The organism is Paenibacillus sp. CECT 9249 (assembly GCF_918697855.1).
Classification (GTDB): Bacteria; Bacillota; Bacilli; order Paenibacillales; family Paenibacillaceae; genus MSJ-34.
Map to the genome: position 1 here is coordinate 24160 of NZ_CAKKLI010000009.1, position 24003 is coordinate 48162.

20 protein-coding genes are annotated in these 24003 nt (G+C 49.9%); 15 read left to right on the forward strand and 5 right to left on the reverse strand.

What is annotated here, in order from left to right; translation table 11 throughout:
* The first annotated feature begins 5 nt into the window (after positions 1 to 5).
* From LQ229_RS09515 to LQ229_RS09570, 12 genes are all read left to right on the forward strand, one after another.
* Positions 6 to 1841: a DUF2194 domain-containing protein gene (locus LQ229_RS09515; RefSeq protein WP_216538144.1), complete on the forward strand. Its 1836-nt coding sequence runs from the start codon at positions 6 to 8 to the stop codon at positions 1839 to 1841.
* Positions 1838 to 3250 (forward strand): GT4 family glycosyltransferase PelF, encoded by a 1413-nt coding sequence (pelF, locus tag LQ229_RS09520; protein ID WP_230191579.1) that lies wholly within the window; start codon positions 1838 to 1840, stop codon positions 3248 to 3250. The genes LQ229_RS09515 and pelF overlap by 4 nt, the downstream gene beginning before the upstream one ends.
* Before the next feature lie 5 nt (positions 3251 to 3255).
* On the forward strand, positions 3256 to 4671 hold the full coding sequence (gene pelG, locus LQ229_RS09525; RefSeq protein ID WP_216538146.1) for an exopolysaccharide Pel transporter PelG: 1416 nt from the start codon (positions 3256 to 3258) through the stop codon (positions 4669 to 4671).
* Positions 4658 to 6451: a CotH kinase family protein gene (locus LQ229_RS09530; RefSeq protein WP_216538147.1), complete on the forward strand. Its 1794-nt coding sequence runs from the start codon at positions 4658 to 4660 to the stop codon at positions 6449 to 6451. Before pelG ends, LQ229_RS09530 begins: the two co-directional genes overlap by 14 nt.
* Positions 6444 to 8144 (forward strand): CotH kinase family protein, encoded by a 1701-nt coding sequence (locus tag LQ229_RS09535; RefSeq protein ID WP_230191580.1) that lies wholly within the window; start codon positions 6444 to 6446, stop codon positions 8142 to 8144. The genes LQ229_RS09530 and LQ229_RS09535 overlap by 8 nt, the downstream gene beginning before the upstream one ends.
* Positions 8116 to 8820 (forward strand): polyphosphate polymerase domain-containing protein, encoded by a 705-nt coding sequence (locus LQ229_RS09540; protein ID WP_216538149.1) that lies wholly within the window; start codon positions 8116 to 8118, stop codon positions 8818 to 8820. Before LQ229_RS09535 ends, LQ229_RS09540 begins: the two co-directional genes overlap by 29 nt.
* Positions 8821 to 8843: 23 nt before the next feature.
* Positions 8844 to 9527 carry a DUF4956 domain-containing protein gene (locus LQ229_RS09545; RefSeq protein ID WP_230191581.1) on the forward strand — a complete coding sequence of 228 codons (684 nt, stop codon included), beginning with the start codon at positions 8844 to 8846 and terminating at the stop codon, positions 9525 to 9527.
* 28 nt (positions 9528 to 9555) lie between these two features.
* The gene (locus tag LQ229_RS09550; RefSeq protein ID WP_230191582.1) at positions 9556 to 9801 is read left to right on the forward strand and encodes a hypothetical protein; all 246 of its coding nucleotides are present in this window, start codon (positions 9556 to 9558) and stop codon (positions 9799 to 9801) included.
* A 78-nt stretch (positions 9802 to 9879) separates the two neighbouring features.
* Positions 9880 to 10533, forward strand: a complete 654-nt coding sequence (locus tag LQ229_RS09555; protein WP_230191583.1) for a class D sortase — start codon at positions 9880 to 9882, stop codon at positions 10531 to 10533.
* 294 nt (positions 10534 to 10827) lie between these two features.
* On the forward strand, positions 10828 to 15468 hold the full coding sequence (locus LQ229_RS09560) for a collagen binding domain-containing protein (RefSeq protein ID WP_230191584.1): 4641 nt from the start codon (positions 10828 to 10830) through the stop codon (positions 15466 to 15468).
* A gap of 264 nt (positions 15469 to 15732) precedes the next feature.
* Complete coding sequence (locus tag LQ229_RS09565; RefSeq protein ID WP_230191585.1) at positions 15733 to 16341, forward strand: GGDEF domain-containing protein; 609 nt, start codon at positions 15733 to 15735, stop codon at positions 16339 to 16341.
* Positions 16342 to 16386: 45 nt separating this feature from the next.
* Complete coding sequence (locus LQ229_RS09570; RefSeq protein WP_216541403.1) at positions 16387 to 16746, forward strand: response regulator; 360 nt, start codon at positions 16387 to 16389, stop codon at positions 16744 to 16746.
* Positions 16747 to 16811: 65 nt separating this feature from the next.
* On the opposite strand, the gene LQ229_RS09575 is transcribed toward LQ229_RS09570, so the two are convergent.
* Complete coding sequence (locus tag LQ229_RS09575) at positions 16812 to 16991, reverse strand: hypothetical protein (RefSeq protein ID WP_216541402.1); 180 nt, start codon at positions 16989 to 16991, stop codon at positions 16812 to 16814.
* Between the two features lie 356 nt (positions 16992 to 17347).
* Between LQ229_RS09575 and hisC the strand changes: the two genes are divergently transcribed.
* The gene (gene hisC, locus LQ229_RS09580) at positions 17348 to 18418 is read left to right on the forward strand and encodes a histidinol-phosphate transaminase (RefSeq protein ID WP_216538719.1); all 1071 of its coding nucleotides are present in this window, start codon (positions 17348 to 17350) and stop codon (positions 18416 to 18418) included.
* 608 nt (positions 18419 to 19026) lie between these two features.
* On the opposite strand, the gene LQ229_RS09585 is transcribed toward hisC, so the two are convergent.
* A complete protein-coding gene (locus LQ229_RS09585; RefSeq protein WP_216538718.1) occupies positions 19027 to 19638 on the reverse strand; it encodes a VTT domain-containing protein in 612 nt (203 codons plus the stop codon).
* 145 nt (positions 19639 to 19783) lie between these two features.
* A complete protein-coding gene (locus LQ229_RS09590; protein WP_230191586.1) occupies positions 19784 to 20584 on the reverse strand; it encodes a DUF2071 domain-containing protein in 801 nt (266 codons plus the stop codon).
* A gap of 291 nt (positions 20585 to 20875) precedes the next feature.
* On the opposite strand from LQ229_RS09590, the gene LQ229_RS09595 reads away from it, so the two are divergent.
* On the forward strand, positions 20876 to 21733 hold the full coding sequence (locus LQ229_RS09595) for a M15 family metallopeptidase (protein WP_230191587.1): 858 nt from the start codon (positions 20876 to 20878) through the stop codon (positions 21731 to 21733).
* Positions 21734 to 21806: 73 nt separating this feature from the next.
* Here the strand turns inward: LQ229_RS09595 and LQ229_RS09600 are convergent, their stop codons facing one another.
* Together LQ229_RS09600 and LQ229_RS09605 are read right to left on the reverse strand one after the other, a co-directional pair.
* Positions 21807 to 23258 carry an FMN-binding glutamate synthase family protein gene (locus LQ229_RS09600; RefSeq protein ID WP_230191588.1) on the reverse strand — a complete coding sequence of 484 codons (1452 nt, stop codon included), beginning with the start codon at positions 23256 to 23258 and terminating at the stop codon, positions 21807 to 21809.
* Between the two features lie 15 nt (positions 23259 to 23273).
* The gene (locus tag LQ229_RS09605; protein ID WP_216538714.1) at positions 23274 to 23546 is read right to left on the reverse strand and encodes a hypothetical protein; all 273 of its coding nucleotides are present in this window, start codon (positions 23544 to 23546) and stop codon (positions 23274 to 23276) included.
* 150 nt (positions 23547 to 23696) lie between these two features.
* On the opposite strand from LQ229_RS09605, the gene LQ229_RS09610 reads away from it, so the two are divergent.
* Positions 23697 to 23909: an alpha/beta-type small acid-soluble spore protein gene (locus LQ229_RS09610; RefSeq protein WP_230191589.1), complete on the forward strand. Its 213-nt coding sequence runs from the start codon at positions 23697 to 23699 to the stop codon at positions 23907 to 23909.
* Positions 23910 to 24003: the final 94 nt, after the last annotated feature.

Below are 24003 nucleotides of genomic sequence, written 5' to 3' on the forward strand. Positions count from 1 at the left end.
TTGACATGGGACTGCAAAAGAAAAATATATACTTCATTTTAGCGCTGGTTCTTATTCTTGGAATTGCGCTGCAAATATCGCGTCAGGATGAGCTATTGGCATGGACGGGACGACTTCAAGCCAAGACGCCGGACTCGCTTGATTATCGGGATGCGATTTCACCGGAAGAAGCCGCCTCGCTGCAGACCGATCGAATTCTTATATTGTATGACGACGATAATCCTTACAGCATTCGTTTGAAAGACAATATTGCCAGAACGTTGAAGGATATGAAACAGACGGCGGACATTATGGAGGCGGCCAAGCTGCAGGGAAGCCCGGATCGGTATCAAGCGGTCATCATCGCCATGCCGCGGCTCGGCCGGTTAACGGATCATAGCTGGCTGGCTCCTTACGTCGAACAAGGCGGCCATTTGCTGCTCGCGACCGCACCGGATTTGGACGACGTTTTGCTTGCCATTTACCGCAAATTGGGGGCCTATGACGTAGGCGAATACATATTGCCGCAAGGGGTTCGGTTTCAAACCAATATTTTAATCGGTATGAAGGGGTATGAGCTCAATAAAGATTTTATTACGAATTCATCCCTGCGCATGGATTTGGGGGACCAAGCGAACGTGCATATGACGTCGGCGGCGGGAGATCCGCTCCTGTGGGAAACGCCGTACGGAAAGGGCAAATTCGTTGTCTTTAACGGAACGATGCTGGACGAGAAGACGAGCAGAGGCTTGATTACCGGAATTACGGGGCTTTTGATTCCCGACATGCTGTATTCCATCTTCAATGTAAAGCTGGTTTATATCGACGATTTCCCTGCTCCGTTTCCGAACGGAATTAACGAAGAATTGTATCGGACCTATAAACGGAGCGAGCCGCGATTTTTTAAGGAAATATGGTGGCCTTATATGGTTCGGCTTGCCCAGAAGCATAACGTGAAATATACGGGAGTGCTAATCGAAACGTATGAAGACGACGTAACCCCGCCTTTTCTAACGCCGAAGCAAGCGGATCGAAGCAGCTTGGCGACGTTGGGCCGTGAAGTCCTTAAAGGCGGCGGCGAAATCGGGCTGCACGGATATAATCATCAATCTTTCGTAACGAGCGAGCGAATATCCGCCGCTTTCGGTTATAAACCGTGGGCGTCGGCCGATGATATGGCCGGGTCGCTCGGCGCGGCGCTCCGCTTTGCCCAAAGCGTGTTTCCGTCCAACAAGATTCAAACATACGTTCCGCCTTCCAACGTTCTCGGTCCGGAAGGAAGGGAGATTCTAGCGAAGGCGTTGCCGGACTTAACGAATATTTCGTCGCTTTATACCGTGGATGAGAAACAATTTGCCTATGTGCAGGAATTCGAGGTGGCGGAAGACGGCATCGTCGAGCTTCCGCGGCTGACATCGGGCTTCCTGCTTGAAGATTACATGTATTGGGTAAGCATGAACGGAGCTTCTTCCGTCGGCGTATTTTCCCATTTCGTCCATCCGGACGATATTCTGGATCTTAAACGCAGTTTTCCGTACACATGGGAGCAGTTGTACGAACGTATGGACCGTTTTCTGCAGTTTCAAGGCGAGCGTTACGGTTTTCTACGCAGTATGACAGCGGCGGAAGCGGCGGTAGAAGTCAAAAAGACGGCCGCGGCGCAAGTGTATGTCGACAGGAGCGAAGAAGGGAAATTGCGCGGCTATGTGAACCGGTTCAGCGGGGATCTCTACTTCCTTCTCCGTACGGACAAAAAAATCGGGGCGCTGAAGCATTGCAGCGTCAAACGGGTGGACGAGAATGTGTATTTGGTACAAGCGAAAGACGCCAAATTCGAAATCGAACTGAAGGGATCATTATGAAAATAGCGATTATTGCCGAAGGCTCCTACCCTTATGTAACCGGCGGGGTGTCCAGTTGGCTGCATACGTTGCTCCAGTCTATGCCTGAGCATGAATTCGTCATTTACGCGATCGGGGCGGAACAGAAGGATCGGGGAAAATTCAAATACGAGCTCCCTTCCAACGTTTCAGAGATTAGGGAAGTGTTCCTGGATTCTTACTTGCAGGAGGAAGGACGGCCGAGCGGACGCTATGGGCTCGATCCAAACCAAATTCATGCCTTGAAAAGCCTGTTCGTACGAGAGGACGCGCCGGACTGGAAGCAAGTATTCGATACGCTGCGAAACGCCGATATGAAATCGGTGGCCGACTTTCTGATGAGCCGCGATTTTTTCGACATTATCCATCAATTATGCCAAGAGCGGTACTTGTACGTTCCGTTTACGGAAATGTTCTGGACGGCCCGTTCCATGGTCGTGCCGCTGTTCCTTCTATTGCGCGAGCCCGTACCGCAGGCGGATCTGTATCATTGCGTCACAACGGGTTACGCGGGCGTCATCGGCAGCTTGGCCAAGCATTTGTACGGCAAGCCGATGCTGTTGACGGAACACGGCATTTACTCGCGGGAACGCGAGGAGGAAATTATTAAAGCAAGTTGGGTCAAGGGTTACTTCAAGGATCTATGGATCGATTATTTCTATAAGCTGGCGGGCTGCGCTTATCATTACGCCGACCGGGTCGTGACGCTCTTTAACCGCAACAGGGAGATTGAAATCGAGCTCGGTTGCGATCCGGACAAAATTCAAATTGTGCCGAACGGCATCGAAACGGCGGATTTTGCCGCGCTTCCGGGCAAGGAACCGGGGGATGAGCGCATCCATATCGGCGCCTTTGTCCGTATTGTTCCGATTAAAGACATCAAGACGATGGTTCAAAGCTTTGCGCTGGTGAAGCAGGAAATGCCGCAAGCTTCGTTCTACATTATGGGGCCTTTCGATGAAAACGAAGAGTATTACGAAGAGTGCGTCCAGTTGGCGGAAGACTTGGGATTGGGCAGCGAAATGTTCACCGGGAACATTCCTTTATTCTCTTACCTGGGGAAAATGGACGTACTTGCCCTTACGAGCATCAGCGAGGGGCAGCCGCTGGCCGTATTGGAAGGAATGGCGGCCGGCAAGCCGTTCGTCGCAACGGATGTGGGCAGCTGCAAGGAACTGCTGTACGGCGCGCATGACGATTACGGCGAAGCCGGAATCGTCGTGCCCGTTATGAATAGCGAACGGATCGCCAGCGCGATTCTGACTTTGTGCCGAAATACGGAATTGCGCAATCGTATGGGGGAAAACGGAAGGAAGCGGGTCGGCGAGTATTATACCAAAAAAGCTTTTATCGACGCTTATAAGTCGTTGTATCAATCATGTGAGAGGTAACCATTATGGCAGGGGTTGGATTTGAGTTAAGAAAATTGTATGAAAAGGAAGGCGTGTTCAACCGGCTGAAGGCATATGTCTTTTCGTCGGTGATAACGGTCGGACCGCTGTGCAGCTGTATGCTGGCCGTCGCCGCCATCCAATGGATGATGATCGAGCGGGGAGCGCATTACAACGAACGGGAATTGTTTTTCTCCGGTCTTGTGTATGCATTTGTTTTTTCTTATATTTTTCACTCCGCGATCGGGATGCTGATGACGCGAACGGTATCGGACATGATATACGAACAGCGCTACGGGGAAATTCTCCCCTCGGTATTCGGCGGGCTCAAAATATTGCTGCCTGCCGCCGCGCTTGGCGGGGGAGCTTTCTTGATATGGTCGCCTTTGCCCGTGTCGTACAAGCTGCCGCTTTATATTAATTTTATGGAACTGATCGTCATCTGGCATTTGACGGTTTACGTTTCGGCCATCAAGCGGTTTAAGGCGGTATTTTACGCATTCTTAACCGGTATGGCCGTCGCTTTGGCGGCGGCGTGGGGCTGGTTGTCCTGGACCAACGCGCCTACCGCGGCGGATATGACGCTATGCCTGGCCGGCGGCTGGTTGATTACGATGCTGTGGCTGCTCGGCGTCGTCAAGGAATCTTTCCGAGTGCGCGCTCAGGCGCCCGATTTCGCCTGGCTCCAAAGAGCGCGGCAATACCCGTCTCTTATCGCAGCGGGACTTTTGGGCACGCTCGGCTTATATTCGCACCAATTCGTCTATTGGCTTACCAACGGCCGATGGGTGCAGGACGCATTTTTGATGACCCCGGAATACGATGCGGCCGTCTTTTACGCCTTCTTGTCCATCACCCCAACCTTGGTGATGTTCGTCGTTTCGTTAGAAACGAATTTCTATCCGAAATGCCGCGAATTTTACGATTCGGTCCTTGGGCAGGGCTCCATCGCCGATATCGAATCGGCGCACAAGGATATTGGCCGTATGTTGACGCAAGAGCTGGTGCTGATTATGGGCATCCAGCTGGTTTGTTCCATTGTCGCGATCGCTTTGGGTATAAGGCTCTTGCCGATGGTTGGATTTTTATCCACGCAGATCGAAACGTATACAGTGCTCGTCATGGCTTTTTACGCCTTTGTTATTTACAACGTTTTGTCGTTGGTTCTGTTATATTTCGACGACCGTAAAGGCGTGCTTGCGCTGGCGGGCGCGTTCTTTGCCATGATCGTCGTCTTTTCGGCGGGCGCCGCTTTGCTGCAAGCGGATCCGAGCTTTGCGGTATTCTGCGCATCGTCCCTATCGCTGCTTTTCGCGCTCGCCAGATTGTCTTATATATTGAAAAACTTATTGTATTACACATTCAGCTCACAACCGCTAGTAATGAAACAAAAAGGGGGGATAACCGGTGAAACGGTATGATGATTCGCGCCGGCGATGGATCGCCGCCTGCTTAGGAGCCGTCATGTTGCTGGCCGGATGTTCTTCCGGGGGGCCGGGAACGCAAACATCGGGCAAAGAGCCGGTCGAACCCGTGAAGGCCGAAACCACGGCGAATATCGAAGCGTTGGCGGTCGATTACAGTCCGAAATTGGTCGAGAACCGAATGGTCTATGAGGAAGATCGAGGCGATACGATCGTCGATCTCTATTTGACGATAACGGAGACGAATATCCAGCAGAATCCGCCTGCGACGTGGGCGGAGCTCAATAAGATCACATTGAAAGAACCGTCCGAGCCGGCCGTCGTTCTGGATACGATTTTTCAAGAAGGGGATGAAACGGGACCGAAGAGCGGCATGTTCGGTTTTGACGACATCCTGCCGAACGCGACGGTGACGATCCGGGGAAACTCTACGCGACGATCGAAGCAAAAAGCTTACAAGATCAAACTGACCGAAGGAAGCGGCTTATGGAGGGAACAGAAAACGGTCAATTTGATCAAACATCCGTACGATTTGACCCGAATCCGCAATAAATTAAGCTTCGATTATTTCAAGGAAATACCCGATTTCACCAGTTTGCGGACGCAATTCGTCCGGCTGCATGTCAAAGATTTAACGGGGGGAGCGCCGAATCCGAAATTCGAGAACTACGGCCTGTACACCCAAATCGAGCAACCGAACAAATCGTTCTTGCGCACGCACGGGCTCGATCCGAACGGGCAATTGTATAAAGCGAGCTATTTCGAATTTCTGCGTTACCCGGAATCGTTGAAATTGGCCGACGATCCGACATACGATTTGGCTGCGTTCGAACGCATTCTCGAAGTCAAGGGAAGCAAGGATCACGCCAAACTGCTGCAAATGCTCGACGACGTGAACGATGAAAGACTGAATTTCGACGAAGTATTCGAAAAGCATTTCGACCGCGACAATTTTTTGACCTGGATGGCGGTGAATATATTGTTCGACAACATGGATACCAACTCGCAAAATTTCTATCTGTATTCGCCGCTCAATTCGGAGAAATGGTTCTTCCTCCCGTGGGATTACGACGGGGCGTGGGGATATACGCAGCAGAAGGGCGAAGATGTGCAGAACAGCCCGTGGCAAAAAGGCATCTCCAATTACTGGGGAAGCAAACTGCAGCATCGGTTTTTCAAGAATCCGGAAAATGTACGGCAACTGATCGATAAAATCGAGGAGTTGATGACGATCGTTACGCCGGAAAGAACGAAGGAATTGCTGGATCAATACCGGAAGGTCGCCCCGGCCGTGACGCTTAGCGAACCGGATATCGGATATTTGCCGGGGACGCCGGAAACGTACCGGAAGGAATGGGACCGGCTCATCGGACTTCCCGAGAAAAACTACCGGATCTTCCTCGAAGCGTTGGAAAACCCGATGCCGGTCTATTTGGCAGACGTCGAACGGAAGGACGGAAAATGGCTGTTCCAATGGTCCAACTCGTACGATTTGCAGGGCGACGATATCGTATACCATTTTCAGGTTAGCCGGACGCCGGATTTCGCCCAACTTGTCGAGGATCGGGACGGGCTGACCGTGCTGTCGCAACAAGTAGACACGCTGCAGCCGGGCAAATATTATTGGCGGGTATTGATTACCGATAGCAAAGGCAACCGGCAAGTCGCGTTTGACACGCTGGAAAGCCATTTATACTACGGTATACGCGAGTTTTATATATCGGGCACTGCGGCACAACCCGTTGTCATGCATCCAAGGGATATGGAAGATGAATAATGCGAAACGGATTGCGGCTGTTTGTTTTCTCGTTTGCGTAATCATCGCTGCCCTCCTATGGGCGTGGAATCAAGAGGGGGGGCAACCGCCCGAAATCTCCGTCTTGGAGAACGAGTCGGAAAAGGAGCAGGAGCGGGAAATGGCGGATATGGAGATGGCCGGTAGGGAGGAGCTTGTCTTTTCCGCCGATCCGGGTTATTTTGAGAAGCCTTTTGCCTTGGAAATCGAAGGCAGAGGGACGGATGCGGATAGCGAGATCAGATATACGACGGACGGTTCGGAGCCGGGCAAAGAATCGGATTTATATGCGGAGCCCATATCCGTAACCGAGACGGTTGTCATCCGGGCAAGAATGATACGCGGCGACGGATCGATGGGGGACGTGCGGACGGGCGTATATTTCGCCGGCGAGCGCCATTCGCTGCCTGTCGTCTCCATAACGGCCGAACCGGATGATCTATGGTCGCCCGAGGCGGGTATATTGCGTCCCGAGAACGGCGCGAAGGGCGGCGTACGCGACGATACGCGCATTGCGGCTCATATCCAATGGTATGAGCCCGACGGAACGCTCGGTTACGAAGCGGGAGCGGGCGTACGGGTGATGGGCGGCGAATCGCGGGAAAAGCCGCAAAAATCGTTGGCCCTGTATGCGAAGAAACAATACGGCCCGAAACGGTTTGAATACCCCTTCTTTCCCGAAGCGGCGAATCACCGTTACAGCTCTCTTGTGCTGCGCAACGGCGGCCAGGATTTCGGGCAAACGCATATGCGGGACGCGATCTCCGGCTTGCTGTTCCAGGATACGGAGGTCGACGCACAGTATTACCGCCCTGTTGTTGTTTATATTAACGGGGAATATTACGGTATTTGCGATTTACGCGATAAAATATCGGATAAATTTTTGGAACAGCGCCATGGAGTGAAAGCGAGCAAACTTGATTTGCTGGAATCGTCCGGTACGGTGAAGGAAGGATCGGGGGAGGCGTTCGACGCCTTGATGGAACGAGTCGAGCGGATCAGGCTCGGCCGGTCGGTCGATTTCTCCTTCGCGGAACGCGACATCGATCTTGACAATTTCTTCGATTACATGATCGGCGAACTGTACATTGCCAACGAGGATTGGCCGGATCATAACATACGCTACTGGAAGCCGCAGAAAGAGGATGGCAAGTGGCGCTGGATTTTCTATGACGGGGATATGAGTTTTCTGAACGCAGAATATCCCGCAACGGCTAAGGTCATGTCCGACAAGATGAGCAAGTACCCGTCGATCCGACTGTTTCAAGTTCTCATGAGCCAGCCTGCGTTACGCGAGCAATTTCTGCGCCGCTTTACTTTCAGGCTGGAAGGCACCTTTTCCGCCCAACGCGTTCTATCCGCGATCGAGGAAACGAAAGAGGCGCTGGCACCCGAAATGCCGCGGCATGCCAAACGATGGGGGGATTCCGTCGATCGTTGGGAAGCGGCGGTGGCCGAGATGGAAACGTTCGTACAGCGGCGTCCGCTTCTGTTGATGGAAGAATTGCGGCAAGTGTTCGGCATGACGGCCGAAGAATGGGGTCAATTCGGTTTTGCCGAGATGGAGCGAAAGCTGCGCGAAGGGTCGCAATTGATCGATGAACCGGTATATTACGGACGAAATGATGCGGAAGGCAGGGAAAGCAATGCAAGACAGACGAAAGCTGAGGCATGAATTGAAATTTTACATCCATAATCATGAATACGCAGGGCTGCGGGAACGGGTCAAATCCATATTGAAATTGGACGAGAACTCCGTCGACGCGAACGGTTACCATATCCGCAGCCTTTATTTCGACAATGTTTACGAATCGGCTTTGCATGAGAAAAACGACGGGATTCTGGACCGGAAAAAATACCGCATCCGCATTTACAATAAAAGCGACTCCGTGATCAAACTGGAACGGAAAAACAAATGGAATCAATACGTTTCGAAGGAATCGGCTTCCCTCACGCGGGCGGAAGTGGAAGCGATCCTGCAAGGGAAAACAGAAGTTATCGCCGATTCGGAGTCGGATTTGAAACGGGAATTTTACTATGCGGTACAGCACGGCTTTATGAAACCGGCCGTTATCGTCGATTATATACGCGAAGCGTACGTTTACAACGTGTCCGATGTAAGAATTACGTTTGACAAGCAACTATCCGCCGGGATTCAGTCTTTCGACATCTTCGACCCGTACTTGACGACCCGCAGCATGATCGACGGCCCGCGGACGATCCTGGAAGTGAAATATAACGAGATCGTTCCGGGCCATATCTTTCAGCTGTTGCAAATGTCGGCGCAGCAGCGTTCGACGATTTCGAAATACGCGATATGCAAGGAAAGCCGGAAAGTGTACTCCTATTAACGATGGGAAAGGGGTTGTAATCAATGGATACTACGACTTTAAATTTTTCAGATTTTTTGAAAAAAAGCGTTCTTCAATTAGAAGCGTTTAACAAAGTTTCATGGGTAGATATTTTTTGGGGATTGTTATCATCCTTCTTGATCGGCATGTTCATTTATTGGGTTTATAAAAAATGCTTCAGAGGCGTCGTATACAGCCATAACTATAATATAACGTTCGTATTGATGACGATGATCACAACGTTGATTATTATGACGATCAGCAGCAATATCGTCCTTTCTCTAGGGATGGTCGGCGCGCTGAGCATTGTTCGTTTCCGTACGGCCGTCAAGGATCCGATGGATATTGTTTATATGTTCTGGGCCATTTCGGTCGGCATTGCGAACGGAGCCCATATCTATCCCATCTCGGTCGTCGGGTCGCTCGGAGTGGGGATCGTCATCTATTGGTTGTCCCGCCGGAAAGTGAAAGACAACCCCTATTTGCTTATATTAAAATATGAGGAAAGCGCCCAGGACGAAGTATTGGTTCGTCTCCGCAAATTGCAATATGTACTGAAATCGAAAACCGTGAATAAACATTTGACGGAAATGACGGTAGAAACTCGCCTGCGCGACGACAACACGGCATTCGTCAACGAGCTTTCCAATATAACAGGGGTTCGCGACGTGATGCTGGTGAGCTATAATGGCGATTATGCGCCGTAATGGCGTTGCGTCAAGGAGAGAGTTATCGATGCCGCTATCCGAGATTCAAAGAGAAGCCCTCGAAATGGCGAAAAAACATGGCGGGCGATTGATTCGCTGGAAGGGCGGGTTTTGGACGTTTGAAGGAGCGAGGCCAAGCGGGGAACGGCATTGCGGTTCGCCGACCCCGGAATGGTACTGCACGACCAATACGGTGTTCGCTCTGGTAAGGCGCGGGCTTATGGTAATCTACAGTTCCGAATGCTGCTATGTAAAGGGAGGAACGGGAACCTAAGTCCGAGAGAAGCTCTCGTCGCGAGGTTTGCCGCGAATACGGCGCATTGGCGCTGTCCGGCGTGGAAGGGGAGGAACGATGAAAATCAGAATATGGCCGTTTGCGCTCATTGTTGCAGGAATTTTGATCTTCTTTTACCCGAAGCTTTCAGAGACGTACGACAACTACCAACAACAGAAATTGATCCAGGAATGGCAGGCAAGCTTTCAAAATATCGATCTTGACGAGCCGGATCAGGATGGGACGGAGGAGCAGGCCGATGCCCCGGTTGAATCGGATCCGGCGCCGGAAGCGCCGCCCGGGAACGCGGAGAAAGACGATCGGCTGGAGGGCATGCTGCATATCGAGAAAATCGATTTGAATTTGCCGATACTCCACGGGGCTACGCAGGAAAATATGAAAACAACCTTAGCGAGCATCGACAATACAGGACAGGCGGGGCAAATCGGCAATTACGCGATCGCCGGGCATCGAAACCGCACTTACGGACGCAACTTCAATCGGCTGGACGAGATGGAGGAAGGGGATACGATTGAAGTTGACAACGGGGAGCATAAGTATACCTACACGGTCGTGGAGAAGCTATACGTCAAGCCGGATGAAGTTTGGGTATTGGAGGGAAACGGGAAGGATAAAGAAATTACTTTAGTCACTTGCCATCCCATGGGTAAATCGACCCACCGCCTTATAATCAAAGGAAAGATGCTCGAAGATTCTTCGGCAGCAAGCTAGCGAATCTATAGAAGCCGTTCGCCCTAGGAATGGGGATGAACGGCTGTTTTTTTATCTTCTTTCATGAAATGTTCAGAAAAAATTCAGAGTCCTCCTTTATAGTAAAAACGATGCATATCGACTTGGTTCGACAGCATGAGAATGCAAAAATACCGATTTATGTCAGTTCGCAGAACATCGGCCAACTGAGTTAACCTCCAAGCTGACATGCGGAAAGGAGGAGCGTTACAAAGGACACCCGATCATGGTGTTCGCTTGTACTTTGACAATTTCATAGCGAGGTGAAGGTTTGTAATGAAAAGGAAATTGAGGAGAACGTCGTATTTTGCACTGATGGCGATGCTGCTGCTGAATCTCGCATTGCCGGCTTCGTTCATTAGCGCCAACGACGAATCGCAAGCTTCGGGAAGCCCGGCCGTGGGAAGCGTCACGGATCATGTATACGGCACGCCGTCTTTGGTGAGTCCGATGAGCGCGACGGAAATTACATACGATCTTATCCAAGGCGTGGAGATGTGGAATGACTTGCCTTTCAAGGAAGATGGAAGTCCGAATCCTGAAGCGCAAAAAATTCGGGATATTCGTCCCGGTTCGGGAGATACGGTAGTTATCGACTATTCATGGGAGCTTCCCGATGAACATCATTATTCCGATGGCGCAACCTTTACGTTCAAGTTGCCTGATAAATTTTCGGGGTTCGATGAAACAGGGGAGCTTTATGCCGAAGTCGGAGTTGTAGGAACGTTTACCATATCTTCAAACGGCCAAGTCGTTTTTACATTTAACGAGCAAATAAACGGCGGCCAGGGGTATACGGGAAACTTTTATATTTGGAGGCAATTTGACGGGTCGGCGTTGGAAGACAGCACGAAGCAAAACATCGTTTTCGACATTCCCCATAGAGATTCTGTCACTATTCCCGTCCATTTCAAACCCGACGGAAATGCTACGGTCACCAAAAAAGGCGAGGCATATAAAAATGGCAGCCCGAACTCCAGAAATCCGGACGAAATACATTGGGTCGTCGATTTCAACTTGGGCGAGGAGACGATAAGCAATGCCGTTTTCCGGGACAAGTTGCCGAATGGATTAACCGTTAATTTAGATTCGGTTGAAGTAACTGAGTTACAAGTGAAAATAAAAGGCGGAGAACCGGGGCAAGGAGCAAGCTATACTAATTTCACGAAAGACAACACAAACGATGGGTTCAAAATCGAATTCAACGGCATCATTGACAAGGCGTACCGCGTGGAGTATACGACGAAGGTTCCTTTGCCATCTGGTGGGGATGCCGATTACAGCCCACGATACAAAAATGATGTAGAAGTTTCCGGAACTGTCGATTCCAAGCCGTTTAGTCAAAAGGCAGGCGTTAGTGTACCGGTAAAATTCAATGAGCCATTGAATAAAAAGGCAAGCAAATACAATCCTTCCAAGCAAGAAATCGAATGGACAATCGACTACAATTTCAACCAGCAAGCCCTTGCTGAGGAAGAAGCGTTGCTTGTCGATACATTTGATACTACACAGCAAGAGTTGGTGCCAGGATCGTTTAAAGTATATAGCGTGACGATCGACAACAGCGGCAACGCTACGAATTCTAACCTCGTCGACTCAACCAATTATATATTTGAAGGAGTCGGCACTGGTTTTGACAAGGGCTTTAAGCTGAAGTTCAAGAACGGCGTGAACTCGGCATATCAAATCAAATATACAACGAAAGCAATAAACCGCGTCTATGAGAGTCAAGAGGTTACGAATACAGTCGAAATGTTTGGCGGTATCAAAAAAAGCGATACACAAAAGATTGGTCAAGAAGTATTTAAGAAACATAACGGAACGATCAATTATGCCGATAAAACGATCACCTGGACGATTGACCTCAATAAAGACAAGCATGAGATGACCGGTGTCGTGATTTCGGACGACTTTGCCAGCCAAGGGTTGGAATTGATCAGCTTAACGATTAGCAACTTAACCGAAGACGAGGATTATACGTTAACGATCGAAGCGGATAGCGGCGAGAACGAAGGTTTTGATAAAGGGTTTAACATCGAGTTTAAAAATACGATCACGGAACATCACACGATCACTTACAAGACCTCGTTCGATCCTACCTATTTCACCCCGGATAAGGTGAAAACTCATACGTATGAGAATCAAGCTGAGATCAAATGGAATGAGTATCCTAATCCTCCTGACACTCTGAAGTATCAAAATAAGACGGCTGTAACGGAACCGTACATGAAAAACAACGGTCATAAAGAAGGCAAATATGATGCCGTTAATAAAGTCATCACCTGGACGATCGACGTCAATTTCAACCGTCACGTCATCGATCAAGCCGTCGTACGCGATTTCTATACGAAAGGGCAAGATTTCGTTGAAGGTTCCTTGAAAGTTCATCCTTTAACTATCGCTGCAGACGGCAAAGTAAGTGTGCCCGAAGGAACTCCTGAGTTTAAAGCGTATGAATTTAATGATGCTGTTGAACACGATGGAAAAAAAGGGTTCGAATTAACCTTTAACGACCAAATCAATTCCGCTTACCGCATTACGTACCAGACGAGTTTGAAAGGGTATCCTGTTCTCAAGGAAGGTTACTCCAATCAAGCGACCTTGCATGACGGCAATGATCCAAGCAAGACACTGCTGTTCAACAAAGGAGATCAAGTTGGGCCCCCGAAAGCCGGGGAGTATGTTGCGAAAAAGCTGCCTGTTCAGGGAACGGGATCAGAGCAAGTCTATGCGACATGGACGGTTAACGTCAATTTCAGCCAATCCTATGTCGCAAAACCGAGCTTAACAGACACCTTATCGCCTAATCAAATTTTGCAGCAAGATTCGTTTCAATTGTATAAACCGGAAGTGACAACGAGCGGTGTAATCGATAGTTTGAGAAATGCAAAACTTGTCGATCCTTCCGAGTATACGATTACGTTTGAAACAAACGAAGAGACCGGTGCGGATTCGTTCACGCTAACTTTTCACAAGCCGATTGAAGAAGCTTATATTTTACAATACAAGTCGTTCATTAATGACGACAGCGGCCAAACCATAAGCAATGGGGTCACTTTTGCCGGCCATAGCGACAGCGCGGGCATCGTCGAGGGCAATAAAGACAGTAAAGTCAGCTTTACCCCAGGTGCGGGCGGCAGAACCTTCATGATCGGAACAGGATACATCAAGGTTGTGAAAGTCGACGCCGATGAACCGAAGACGAAGTTGGCTGGCGCCATATTCGAACTTCAGGACGAATCGGGCACCAATGTGCTGGAGACGCTCACCACAGATTCGAACGGCGAAGTAACGACGAAGAAAAAATACAAGTACCGCAAATATGTGCTGAAAGAAGTGGAAGCTCCATCCGGCTATCTGATTGACGAGGAGTACAAGGATGGAAAAACAATTGAATTTACATCCGACAAAACGGGCGATACGGTTCCATTCACGATCACGAACGAGAAGGGCGTTTGGGATGTCGAATTGAAGAAATACGATAAGAACGATCCTACCAAAGCTTTGGCAGGAGCAATCTTTAAACTGCAGAAAAAGAATCCTGCAGGACAGTATGTAGACGTTGACGGGGCAACGGAACTGAAAACGGATATGGAAGGGAAAATCTTCCTAGCCCACTTGGACGCGGGCGACTATCAATTCGTGGAAACGAAGGCGCCGTTAGGTTACAAGCTGGACGACACTCCGATTACGTTCCAAATCGATCCGAGACAGACCGCCATGGTGACGCGCAGTATGGCGAATGAAATCATCCGCAACGCTTCCGTCGAATTGACCAAGACGGACGAGTATGACGGTACTCCACTGGAAGGCGCGGAATTTGAGCTTCGCGATGCGGACGGAAACGTCGTAGTAATTAGCGGCGAACCGCAGAGCGGGTTAAAGACGGGCGCGGACGGGAAGTTAACCGTGAACGGCTTGGTTGGAGGCAGCTATCAATTCGTTGAGACGAAAGCGCCGGAACATTATATCCTCGATCCGACGCCGATTGAGTTTGACATTGAGGAGGAAGGCAAGATCGTAAGCGTTTCTTCCGTCAACCGGCTCATCCCCGGCTCCGTCAAACTGACCAAGGTGGAAAGCGGCCGTCCGAACGTCAAGCTGAAAGGCGCGCAATTCACGCTGCTCGACGAGCGGAAAAATCCGGTCAAAGACGCGGAAGGGAACGAACTGAAGGGGTTAACGACCGACGGTAACGGCGAATTGCTGATAACGGAGCTTATACCGGGCAAGTACTACTTCGAAGAGACGAAAGCGCCGGCCGGTTATTACATCAAAACGAGGCTGACCGAGTTCGAAATCGTTCGCAGCCAAGAGGACGAAGCGGTTGTAATCGTAGAGAATTACCGCTATACGGATAACGGCGGCGGCGGTGGTGGAGGCGGCTACGATCCTGGCCCGAGCACGCCGACCGATCCGAAACCGGGAAATCCGAAGGACCCGGAAACGCCGGGCAAGCCAAATCCGGAAAAACCGAACAAACTGGCAACGCCTGGGGAGAAAGTAAAGACGCCTAAAGAAACTCCCGTTCAAGGCGATGCGAACGTTCCGGAAGGAAGCGAAGCGAAGATTGGCAAAGAACCGGAGCATGGCAAGGTGACGATCGATCCAAACGGCAAATGGACTTATACGCCGAATCCGGGGTATGTCGGAGAGGATTCGTTCACAGTCGTCGTAACCGATGCAGCCGGAAATGAAGAGACCGTGCACTATGACGTTCTTGTAGAGAAACTGCCGGCAGGCGGAAACGGCGAAGTTTCGGCCGGCAACGGCCCGCATCCGGGACCGGGAAGCGGTTCGGGACAAACGCTTCCGAAGACCGGGGAAGACAGCCATCTCATGATGCAGTTGACCGGTCTCGGTCTTGTCGCTTTAGGAATTGTTTTCCTAAGAAGAAAACGTTCGCGTAACGCATAACATTGCTAACAATCTATTGGCCTGTTGAGTACGCTCAGCGGGCTTTTTTTCGTCGTTTTACAAGGTAACCGAACACGTGAAATCACATGAAACGTTCCCGCCCGGAGTTAAGTTCAGTTTTTGTTCAGCCCCGTATTGTAGAATAGTTCACGTTGCGTAAAACGCGAAATCGAAACAAGAAGATTCAATATCATAGGAGTGAGTACCATTTATATGAAATATAAAGGAAGATTCGTATTAACGCTTTTTTCGTTTGGAAGTTTAATGGCATTAAATATTTACTTTGGGGCGATCGGACAAATTCATCTATGGTTTGTCTTCCTTTCCAATATACTGGTTCTATTGTCATGGCGACTGGGCAAACATTACGACGAAGTAAAGTACGCATCCGAGATCGATTCGTTGACGAAGGCTTACAATCGGAGGATGGCCTTTCGCATTTTTGAGAAGCTCGTGAAGAAGGCGAACAAGAAATCGCAAAAAATCGCGCTTTTCTTTATCGATGTGGATCACTTCAAATCGATCAACGATCGATACGGCCATCATGCGGGAGACGAGGTATTGAGGCGAATCTCCGCGACCGTCCTTCAATCGTTCAAAGGCGAGAAGTACATCGTTCGTTGGGGCGGCGATGAATTCGTCATGATGATGCCTTATACGGACGAAACGGCGGTGAAACAGAGGCATAAACAAATGATGTACAACATCTCGACGCTTCGCGACGAGTTGTCCATTGATGTTACGGTATCCGTCGGTTGCTCCGTCTATCCGAAACATGGCGTCCGATTGAACGATTTGATCAATATTGCGGACAAAAAAATGATATTCGCGAAAAATATGGGAAAAACGGCGATCGGAGCGTTTCGAAGATGAGCGTCTCCGGCTCGGCCGCATCATTGAAAATACGGGGGATGAAACATGTATCGGGTTCTAGTGTGCGACGACACGGCATTTATGCGCATGATGCTTCGGGACATCGCGGAAGAATTGGGGTATGAGGTCGTAGCGGAGGCAAGCAATGGCAAGGAGGCCGTTATGCAATATTCGATGCATCGACCGGATTTGGTTACGATGGATATTACGATGCCGGAAATGGACGGGATTGGCGCGTTGAAGAAAATTAAGGAAATGGACCGGCAGGCGAAAGTCATTATGTGTTCCGCCATGGGACAACAGCAAATGGTAATGGAAGCGATGCGAAACGGGGCGACGGATTTCATTGTGAAACCGATTCAGAAGGAACGCGTTGCATTGGCATTTCAAAGAGCGATTGGCTAATTGAAGGCGGCTAATCCCGTTCCTTCCGCAACGGTCATACGATTGAAAGCGTACCTTGCTCGAATTTAAAGCAATTCCGATTGCATATTGTTGGCAGAGCCGTCACGGCTTATTTTTTTTGTCTGTTTCAACAGGTCGCGCCTGTTCTGATGGTAATGACGCTTGCAGAGACCTTTCGCATAATGTCTTTCGTTGCATTGTTCCAACTCGCAAAGTTTCATAACCGGCGATCTTCTTCTTCCCATTGTTACCTCCTCAGTAAGTCATTCTTGCTGCATGCTCTCCAAATCGGCAGGATATCGTTGTCGACGCTTCCATAATTGACGTTCAAGGTTGAATAGGTATTATATATTATTACGAGAACTTGGACATTTATATGGGGGTACCCGCGAACTATTGTCTTCTCAATATTCCTATCCATGCACGAAGCCTTCTATTAGTAAATACTCTACCTATATGAATCGAGCAAGAACAAGCGGTAATTTATGGGATACTATTCTTTCCGGAAATCTAGTAAAATAAAAAGATGCGATAACAAAGGCGGGTAGGCCGCGATCGAGAATAGAAAGATACATAATAAGGAATAAGGAGTAGAGCCGCAATGAGCAAATATTGGAGCGAAACTGTAAAATCGTTAGTCCCGTATGTGCCGGGAGAGCAGCCGAAAGACCGGAAATATATTAAATTGAACACGAATGAAAATCCGTATCCTCCGTCGCCGAAAGCGATTGCCGCCATTCAAGCGGCGGCCGACGCAGATCTAAGGCTGTATCCGGATCCGAATTGCGGCGCATTAACGACCACGATCGCGGAATATTACGGTTTGAATGCGGATCATATATTTGTCGGCAACGGGTCGGACGAAATATTGGCATTCTCGTTTATGACGTTTTTCGATCGGGAGAAACCGATTCTTTTCCCCGACATTACTTATAGCTTCTATAAAGTATACGCGAATTTGTTCGGCATCCCGGTAACGCTCGTTCCGTTAGACGACGAATTTAACGTCCCTCTGGAACGTTTGAAGGGGGGAAGCGGCGGAGGGATCATACTGCCCAATCCGAACGCGCCAACGGCCAAATATATCCCTTTGGAATCGATCCGGGAAGTGGTGGCCGGCAATCCCGATCAAGTGGTCATCATCGACGAAGCTTATATCGATTTCGGCGGGGAATCAGCTATCCCGTTAATTCATGAATTCCCGAATCTGCTGGTCGTCCAAACGCTGTCGAAATCCCGATCGCTAGCCGGTCTCCGCGTCGGATACGCCGTCGGCAACGCGCAATTAATCGAAGGGTTGAACCGCGTGAAGAACTCGTTTAATTCGTACACGCTGGACAGGCTTGCGCTGGCGGGAGCGGTTGCCGCGTTCCAAGACGAGGAGTATTTCACGGAGACGACCCGCAAAGTAATGAAGACGAGAGAGGCTGCCGTCGCCAAGCTGCAAGCGATGGGATTTCGCGTATTGGAATCGAAAGCGAATTTCATCCTTATATCCCATCACGCCAAGCCGGCTAAGACGTTGTTTCAAGAGCTGCGCAAGGAAGGCGTGCTGGTGCGGTACTTCGAACAACCTAGAATCGATCAATATTTGCGCGTTACCATTGGCACGGACGAAGAGATGGAAGTCTGTCTGCAAATATTGCAACGGTTGGTCGAACATACCGGTTAACGGATCGCGAAGGCTTTATTTCAGGAAAAAACGCCGTCCTTGCAAGAATAGCGGATCGAATGAGAGCGTCGATTAATTGCGGACAGTTTGACGTGAGAGAACGTAGTAGAAAATGTGTGTGATTTTTCGTAAACATTTACAGGATCAGGGCTCAAAATCTCGATTTGTGTGTGAAATTTCGAATAGAATCGACTGATTTGCTGCATGCGTCGCTCATTTTGTATGATTTTTCGCATACATTTTGTGGTCCCTCGCAGATTCCATAATTAGGCCTTCAGGATCCGTTTTTATGTCGCGCATGTCTAATGCTTAACATGGCGTACTTGCGGTTGTTATGCCAAGAATGATTGAGGGGCTTCCCATACATAGCGCAGCGCTACGTAAGAGAAGCCCCATGAGTTTTCAGGCTTGAGTCCCAATCCTTTAAATGCGTGTTCAAAAAGTCAACTTTTCAGCACCGAGAAGGTTGCGAGAACCCGAAGAAGGAGGAGCGGAGTGTAGGTAAAACCTACATGAGCACCGGACTTCGAGGGTGAACGCAAGATTCGATGCCGAATACGCTTCTAGATATACTTCGTGATCAAAAGAGGACTTTTTGAACAACCTCTTTAACATTCCTCTGCCTTTTCCACTGCCGGTACGGCCGTTTGCGCCGTTTGCTTTTTCTTCTGCAGCTTCCGCTTGATCATCAAGCCGACGGCCAACAGACAAGCGACTCCCAGAAGCGTATACGTGAGATAACCGTGTATCATGCCTTCCGCGGCTCTCCCGAAAAGATAGAACAGTACGCCTACCGTGTAAAACTTCACCGCTCGCCCGACGGCGGCATATCCGATCAATTTCCACAACGAAAAATGCAAACAACCGGATAAAATCGTAAACACTTTGAAAGGAACCGGCGTGAAAGATCCGATGAAAATCGCCGCTTCCCCGTTTCGATTAAATAAATTGGTTGCTGAATCGATCCAGCTTTTTTTAAGAATTTTGTAGAGGATCGATTTTCCTAACAATTTCCCCATAAAATATCCGACCGGAGTTCCGAGGAGACAGGCTAAATATCCTACCGTGGCGATCCATAATGCATTGGAAGGATCCATAAGGCCTAAAGATACTTGGAGAAAAAACGCGGGAATTGGAAAAATTACGGCATCGAGAAACGAGTGAAGAAACATGCCCCACGCACCGAAGTCCTTAAAAAAATCCATCATTCCTTGCAACATTCTGCGGGCACCCCTCACTTTGTCTAAAACCAAGATACTCTAAGCATAGATGAGAAACGGCCTTCGAAGAAACGACCTGAAGCCGCAATCTTTCCTCGACTAGAGACTAGGTTGAAACCGGACCTTAGATCGTCCTAATTTCAGTTTAACATTCCAGCTTGCGCAGCGTCCAGCCTAAAACACCCATTCTGCGGGTAAAAGTTGATAGGTGGGGAAGGGCGGGCAGTTCAATGCCGAACGGCTTGCCGATCGTATTCCTTTCGATTTCCAATTCGACACGTTTCAGCAGCCAAGGCGGATGGTGAATGTCGCCGACTAGAAGGCAGTTTGGGCGGTTCGTTTCATGCATTTGCTGCGACAAGCGAGGATGAGGGCTGGTGTATAAGCAATACCTGTCGTATAACCAGTTCTCAATCGATGCTTTGCGAATGCCGTAGGAGGAAGATGACGGCGCGAACCGGCATTGAAATTCGACCTCGGAAGCAGAAGCGCCTTGTTCCATCCGGTAGCGGCACTGAATATGAAAAGGTTCGTTCGGCACCGTAGCAACGGTCATATCCGCATAATGGTACGGCAAGCGAAATAAACGTTTCGCTCCTTCGACAATGATCCGTTTGGATGCGCCGATGCTTAGAAAGTAAACCCCCGGTGGACCCGACGCCGTTCGCACATACGTGCGAAAGTTCAATTCGTCATAATCGGAAAGGCCCGGGATGGGGGGGAGCATACGCAATCGGGCGCCTACCGTGCGGAACGGGGCGATCGAAACCCAGGCGGTACCGTCGAATGTATCGATTTCCAGGCCCGATGGGAGATAAGGGGCGATTTTCCTTGCATCGACAGGCCAATGGGCGAACAATAGATGTTCCCATGTTTGGAATATGATCCAGGGACGGCTTGGCAGCGGCGAGGGCCGATGTGCGGTATAATTCATAAGCGAATGCATCGCAAAGACTCCTTTTACATCGTAGTGTTCACGTAGCGGTTGGAACTCATTCGCATGAGCATCGTTATCTGAATTTAGTACATTAATAATTAATTGCATTAAATAATCAATATGGGGCCAAAGGTCCTATTTTTTTATAAATAGATTCATAGAGGCGTCTGTTATGGTAGAATAATTGTTGAAAAAAGAGATTTTTGCTCGAAACGCGAAACATTTTGGGGAAAGCGGCAGTCTATTACGAAGTGAGGATTTCATAGAACATCATACATCGACATAATGGGGGAGCAACTAATGAAAAAAGCTGTCTTCAGTATTATTATTTTAGGAATTGCAATTTTCATTTTCATAGAATGGCAGAAAGAGCAAAGCTTCTCTTCGGCCAATTTCGTGCCCGATTCATCCGCCGTTTCCGATCAGGGGCCGGAATCCGGATCCGATGACGGCCAAACCGGCGAAGAGACGGCAGAGCCGGATTCGGATGATCGACAATCGGACAAGCCGCTTGAACCGGAGCAGACGTCTTCCCGCAATCCAAGCGAAACAAGGGAAGCTATAACCGACCCGGATAACGTCGCAGTGCTCGTCAACAAGCAGTTCGCGCTGCCGGATCAATACGAACCGGACGATCTGGTCTATCCGGACGTGCATTTTATTTTCAAGGAAAAAATCGATAAACGAAAAATGCGCAAGGAAGCGGCCGAAGCGCTGCAGGAGTTGTTTGCCGGAGCCGCGAAAGACGGAATACATTTGGGCGGCGTCTCGGCGTACCGTTCGCAAGCTACCCAGAAGTCGTTGTTCAACCGTTACGTAGAACGGGACGGCAAGGAGAACGCAATGCGGTACAGCGCCGTACCGGGCCATAGCGAACATCAGACCGGATTGGCGATCGATGTATCGGGCAGCGACGGCAAGTGCGCGGCCTCAGATTGCTTCGCCGGCACGCCGGAAGCGGATTGGATTGCCCAACATGCGCCGGAGTACGGTTTCATCATCCGCTACCCGGAAGGAAAAGAAGCGATTACCGGTTATAAATACGAACCGTGGCATATTCGATATGTAGGAGTCGATATCGCGAAAGATATCGCGGCGCAAAATTTGACGCTGGAAGAATATTTCAACGCGGTGCCTGTTCAACAGGAAGCCAGCTAAACAATAGGAGGGCCGGTGCATTTCGGTAAGGAATGCACCGGCTTCTTTGTTCCGCCTGCGTCCGTTCGCCGTTCTATTGAAGCGGAGTCTGCTGCACAGATTCGGCGTCTTCGCGGGCAACGGTATCCGTTATATTCGGCATGTCGGCAAACGGAATCCGGTGAAACTCGCCGTAAAATTTGTCCTGATTCTCGTGCGAAACGTATCCGAGATCCACGCCTACCGCTTTGGCAAGAAACGGATCGAGCGAGCATAGATCGGATTTGGCCACGTCCGCAATATTCGTTTTGCCGAGCGAATAACAGAGCAGTTCCATCTCGCGCACGGTTGCGTTCAGAAAATGAAAGAGCGACATTTCGCTTCTTTCCACATCCAATTGCTCCGTCGCTTTGGCATTATAAACGACTAAGCCGGTAGGCGGCTCGAAAGGCAGCGTCTTCGCCGCTTGATCGCCGATCAAGGCCATGATAACGGCGGTTCCCATATAGACGGCGTTTGCGCCCAGCGCCAATGCTTTCATACTATCTCCGGGCGTAATCAAGCCGCCCGTCGCAATCAGGCTGACGTCGCGCGCAGCTCCTTTGGCGGCCAAATAATCGGCCGCTCTGGAAATGGCGAACAGCGTCGGCAAGCCAAGGTCGTCCTCCAGAATCGGCGCAGCCGCATGCGTACCGCCTTCGGCTCCGTCGATCGTCACAAAATCCACTTCGGATTCGATAGCGATTTGCAGTTCTTTCTCCAAATGATGGGTCGCGGCGAATTTCAGTCCGACCGGAACCCCGGTTTCCGCTTTCAAGCGGCGGACGAGCTTCATGAAATCTTCCTTTGTATCCACCCCGGGCAATCTGGAATGGATCACCGCATCGTCGCCCTCGGCAATGCCGAACGCCTCCCGGAATTCCGGGCCGATATTTTTGGCGGCCGTGCGCTGCGAGCTCGAGCCTTGAGCCCCTTGTCCGAGCTGGATTTCGATCGCATCCATTCGTCCATATTTCTCGGGAGTGTTGAGCCATCCTCCGCGGTTATACTGCCCGATCAACAGACCGGCCGCTGCGCGTTCTTCCTCCAATAATCCGGCTTCGCCGGTATTGGTGGCGGTCCCGATACGGGTTGCGGCTTTGGCGAGGGCGATTTTCGCATTTTTGCTGAGCGCGCCCCCGAACGACATGGCTGCAATCATGATCGGGATCGAGATGGTCAACGGTTTCTTCGCGTTTTTCCCGATTGTAACCGATGTGCCGATCGAAACGCTGTCCGGCGTCGGAAAGCGGAACAGATGAACCGGATTGAATAGCAGCTTCTCCCAAGGAGAGAAGCGGATATGGCTCCCGAGCGGCCTGCCGGGAGGAAGGCCGGTTTTGGAGCGCATGAGCGTTTCCATAAACGGAATGATACCGACTTTTTTGGACGAAGGTATCATCTCAAACAAATTTTCCGTATATTGATCGCGGGCCAGCCGTTCGACGGCTTTGTCAATGGTTTCGTTAACGACGCTTCGTATCATATTGCCGATCCACTTATACATATGCGAATCCCTGTCCTATGAAGGCTCGAAACGCTTCTGAATTTCTTCCACCTTCTGGGCAAGCGCCAAACAAATTTGTTTGACTTCTCCCAATTGGCGGGCCGCGCTCTGCTCTTCAACCGCAATTTGCGTCAACGCGCTGTTGCCGGCATTCGTAAGATCGTTAAAATGCTGTGTCTCGATCGTCGATAATGTGCCGGCTATCGTTTGAACGCGATGCAGCTCGGAATGAATGTAAGCCAAAGAGCTTGCTAAGTTCCGGTCAAGTTCGCCGTATTGTTCAGTCATGATTGTCTTCCTCCAATTATCAGCATAGATGTACCAATGTTATTATGTCTTTTTGCAATGGCGATATTCGCTTCATCTGCCAGTTCATACATATTTTGCATTTCGTTGTTCACAATAACTGTGTAATACCATGACCAGAGGAGGAAAACGATGGCTAGAAGATCGAATAGACCCGTCGTCCCGGAAGCGATTCACGCTCTTCAACAACTGAAATACGATGTGGCGCAGGAACTGGGGATTCAAATTCCCGAAGACGGATATTACGGATATATGGCGACGCGCGATACCGGCGCCCTCGGGGGGCAAATTACACGCAGGCTAATTCAAATTGCGCAGCAGCAATTGAGCGGACATACCCGGTAACACACCGCATCTTTATTTATGGCATGAGAGCATGCGTCATCGTTTCCAATGCGGAAACGACGCATGCTTTTTTTTGCGCGCCGATAGCGTAATA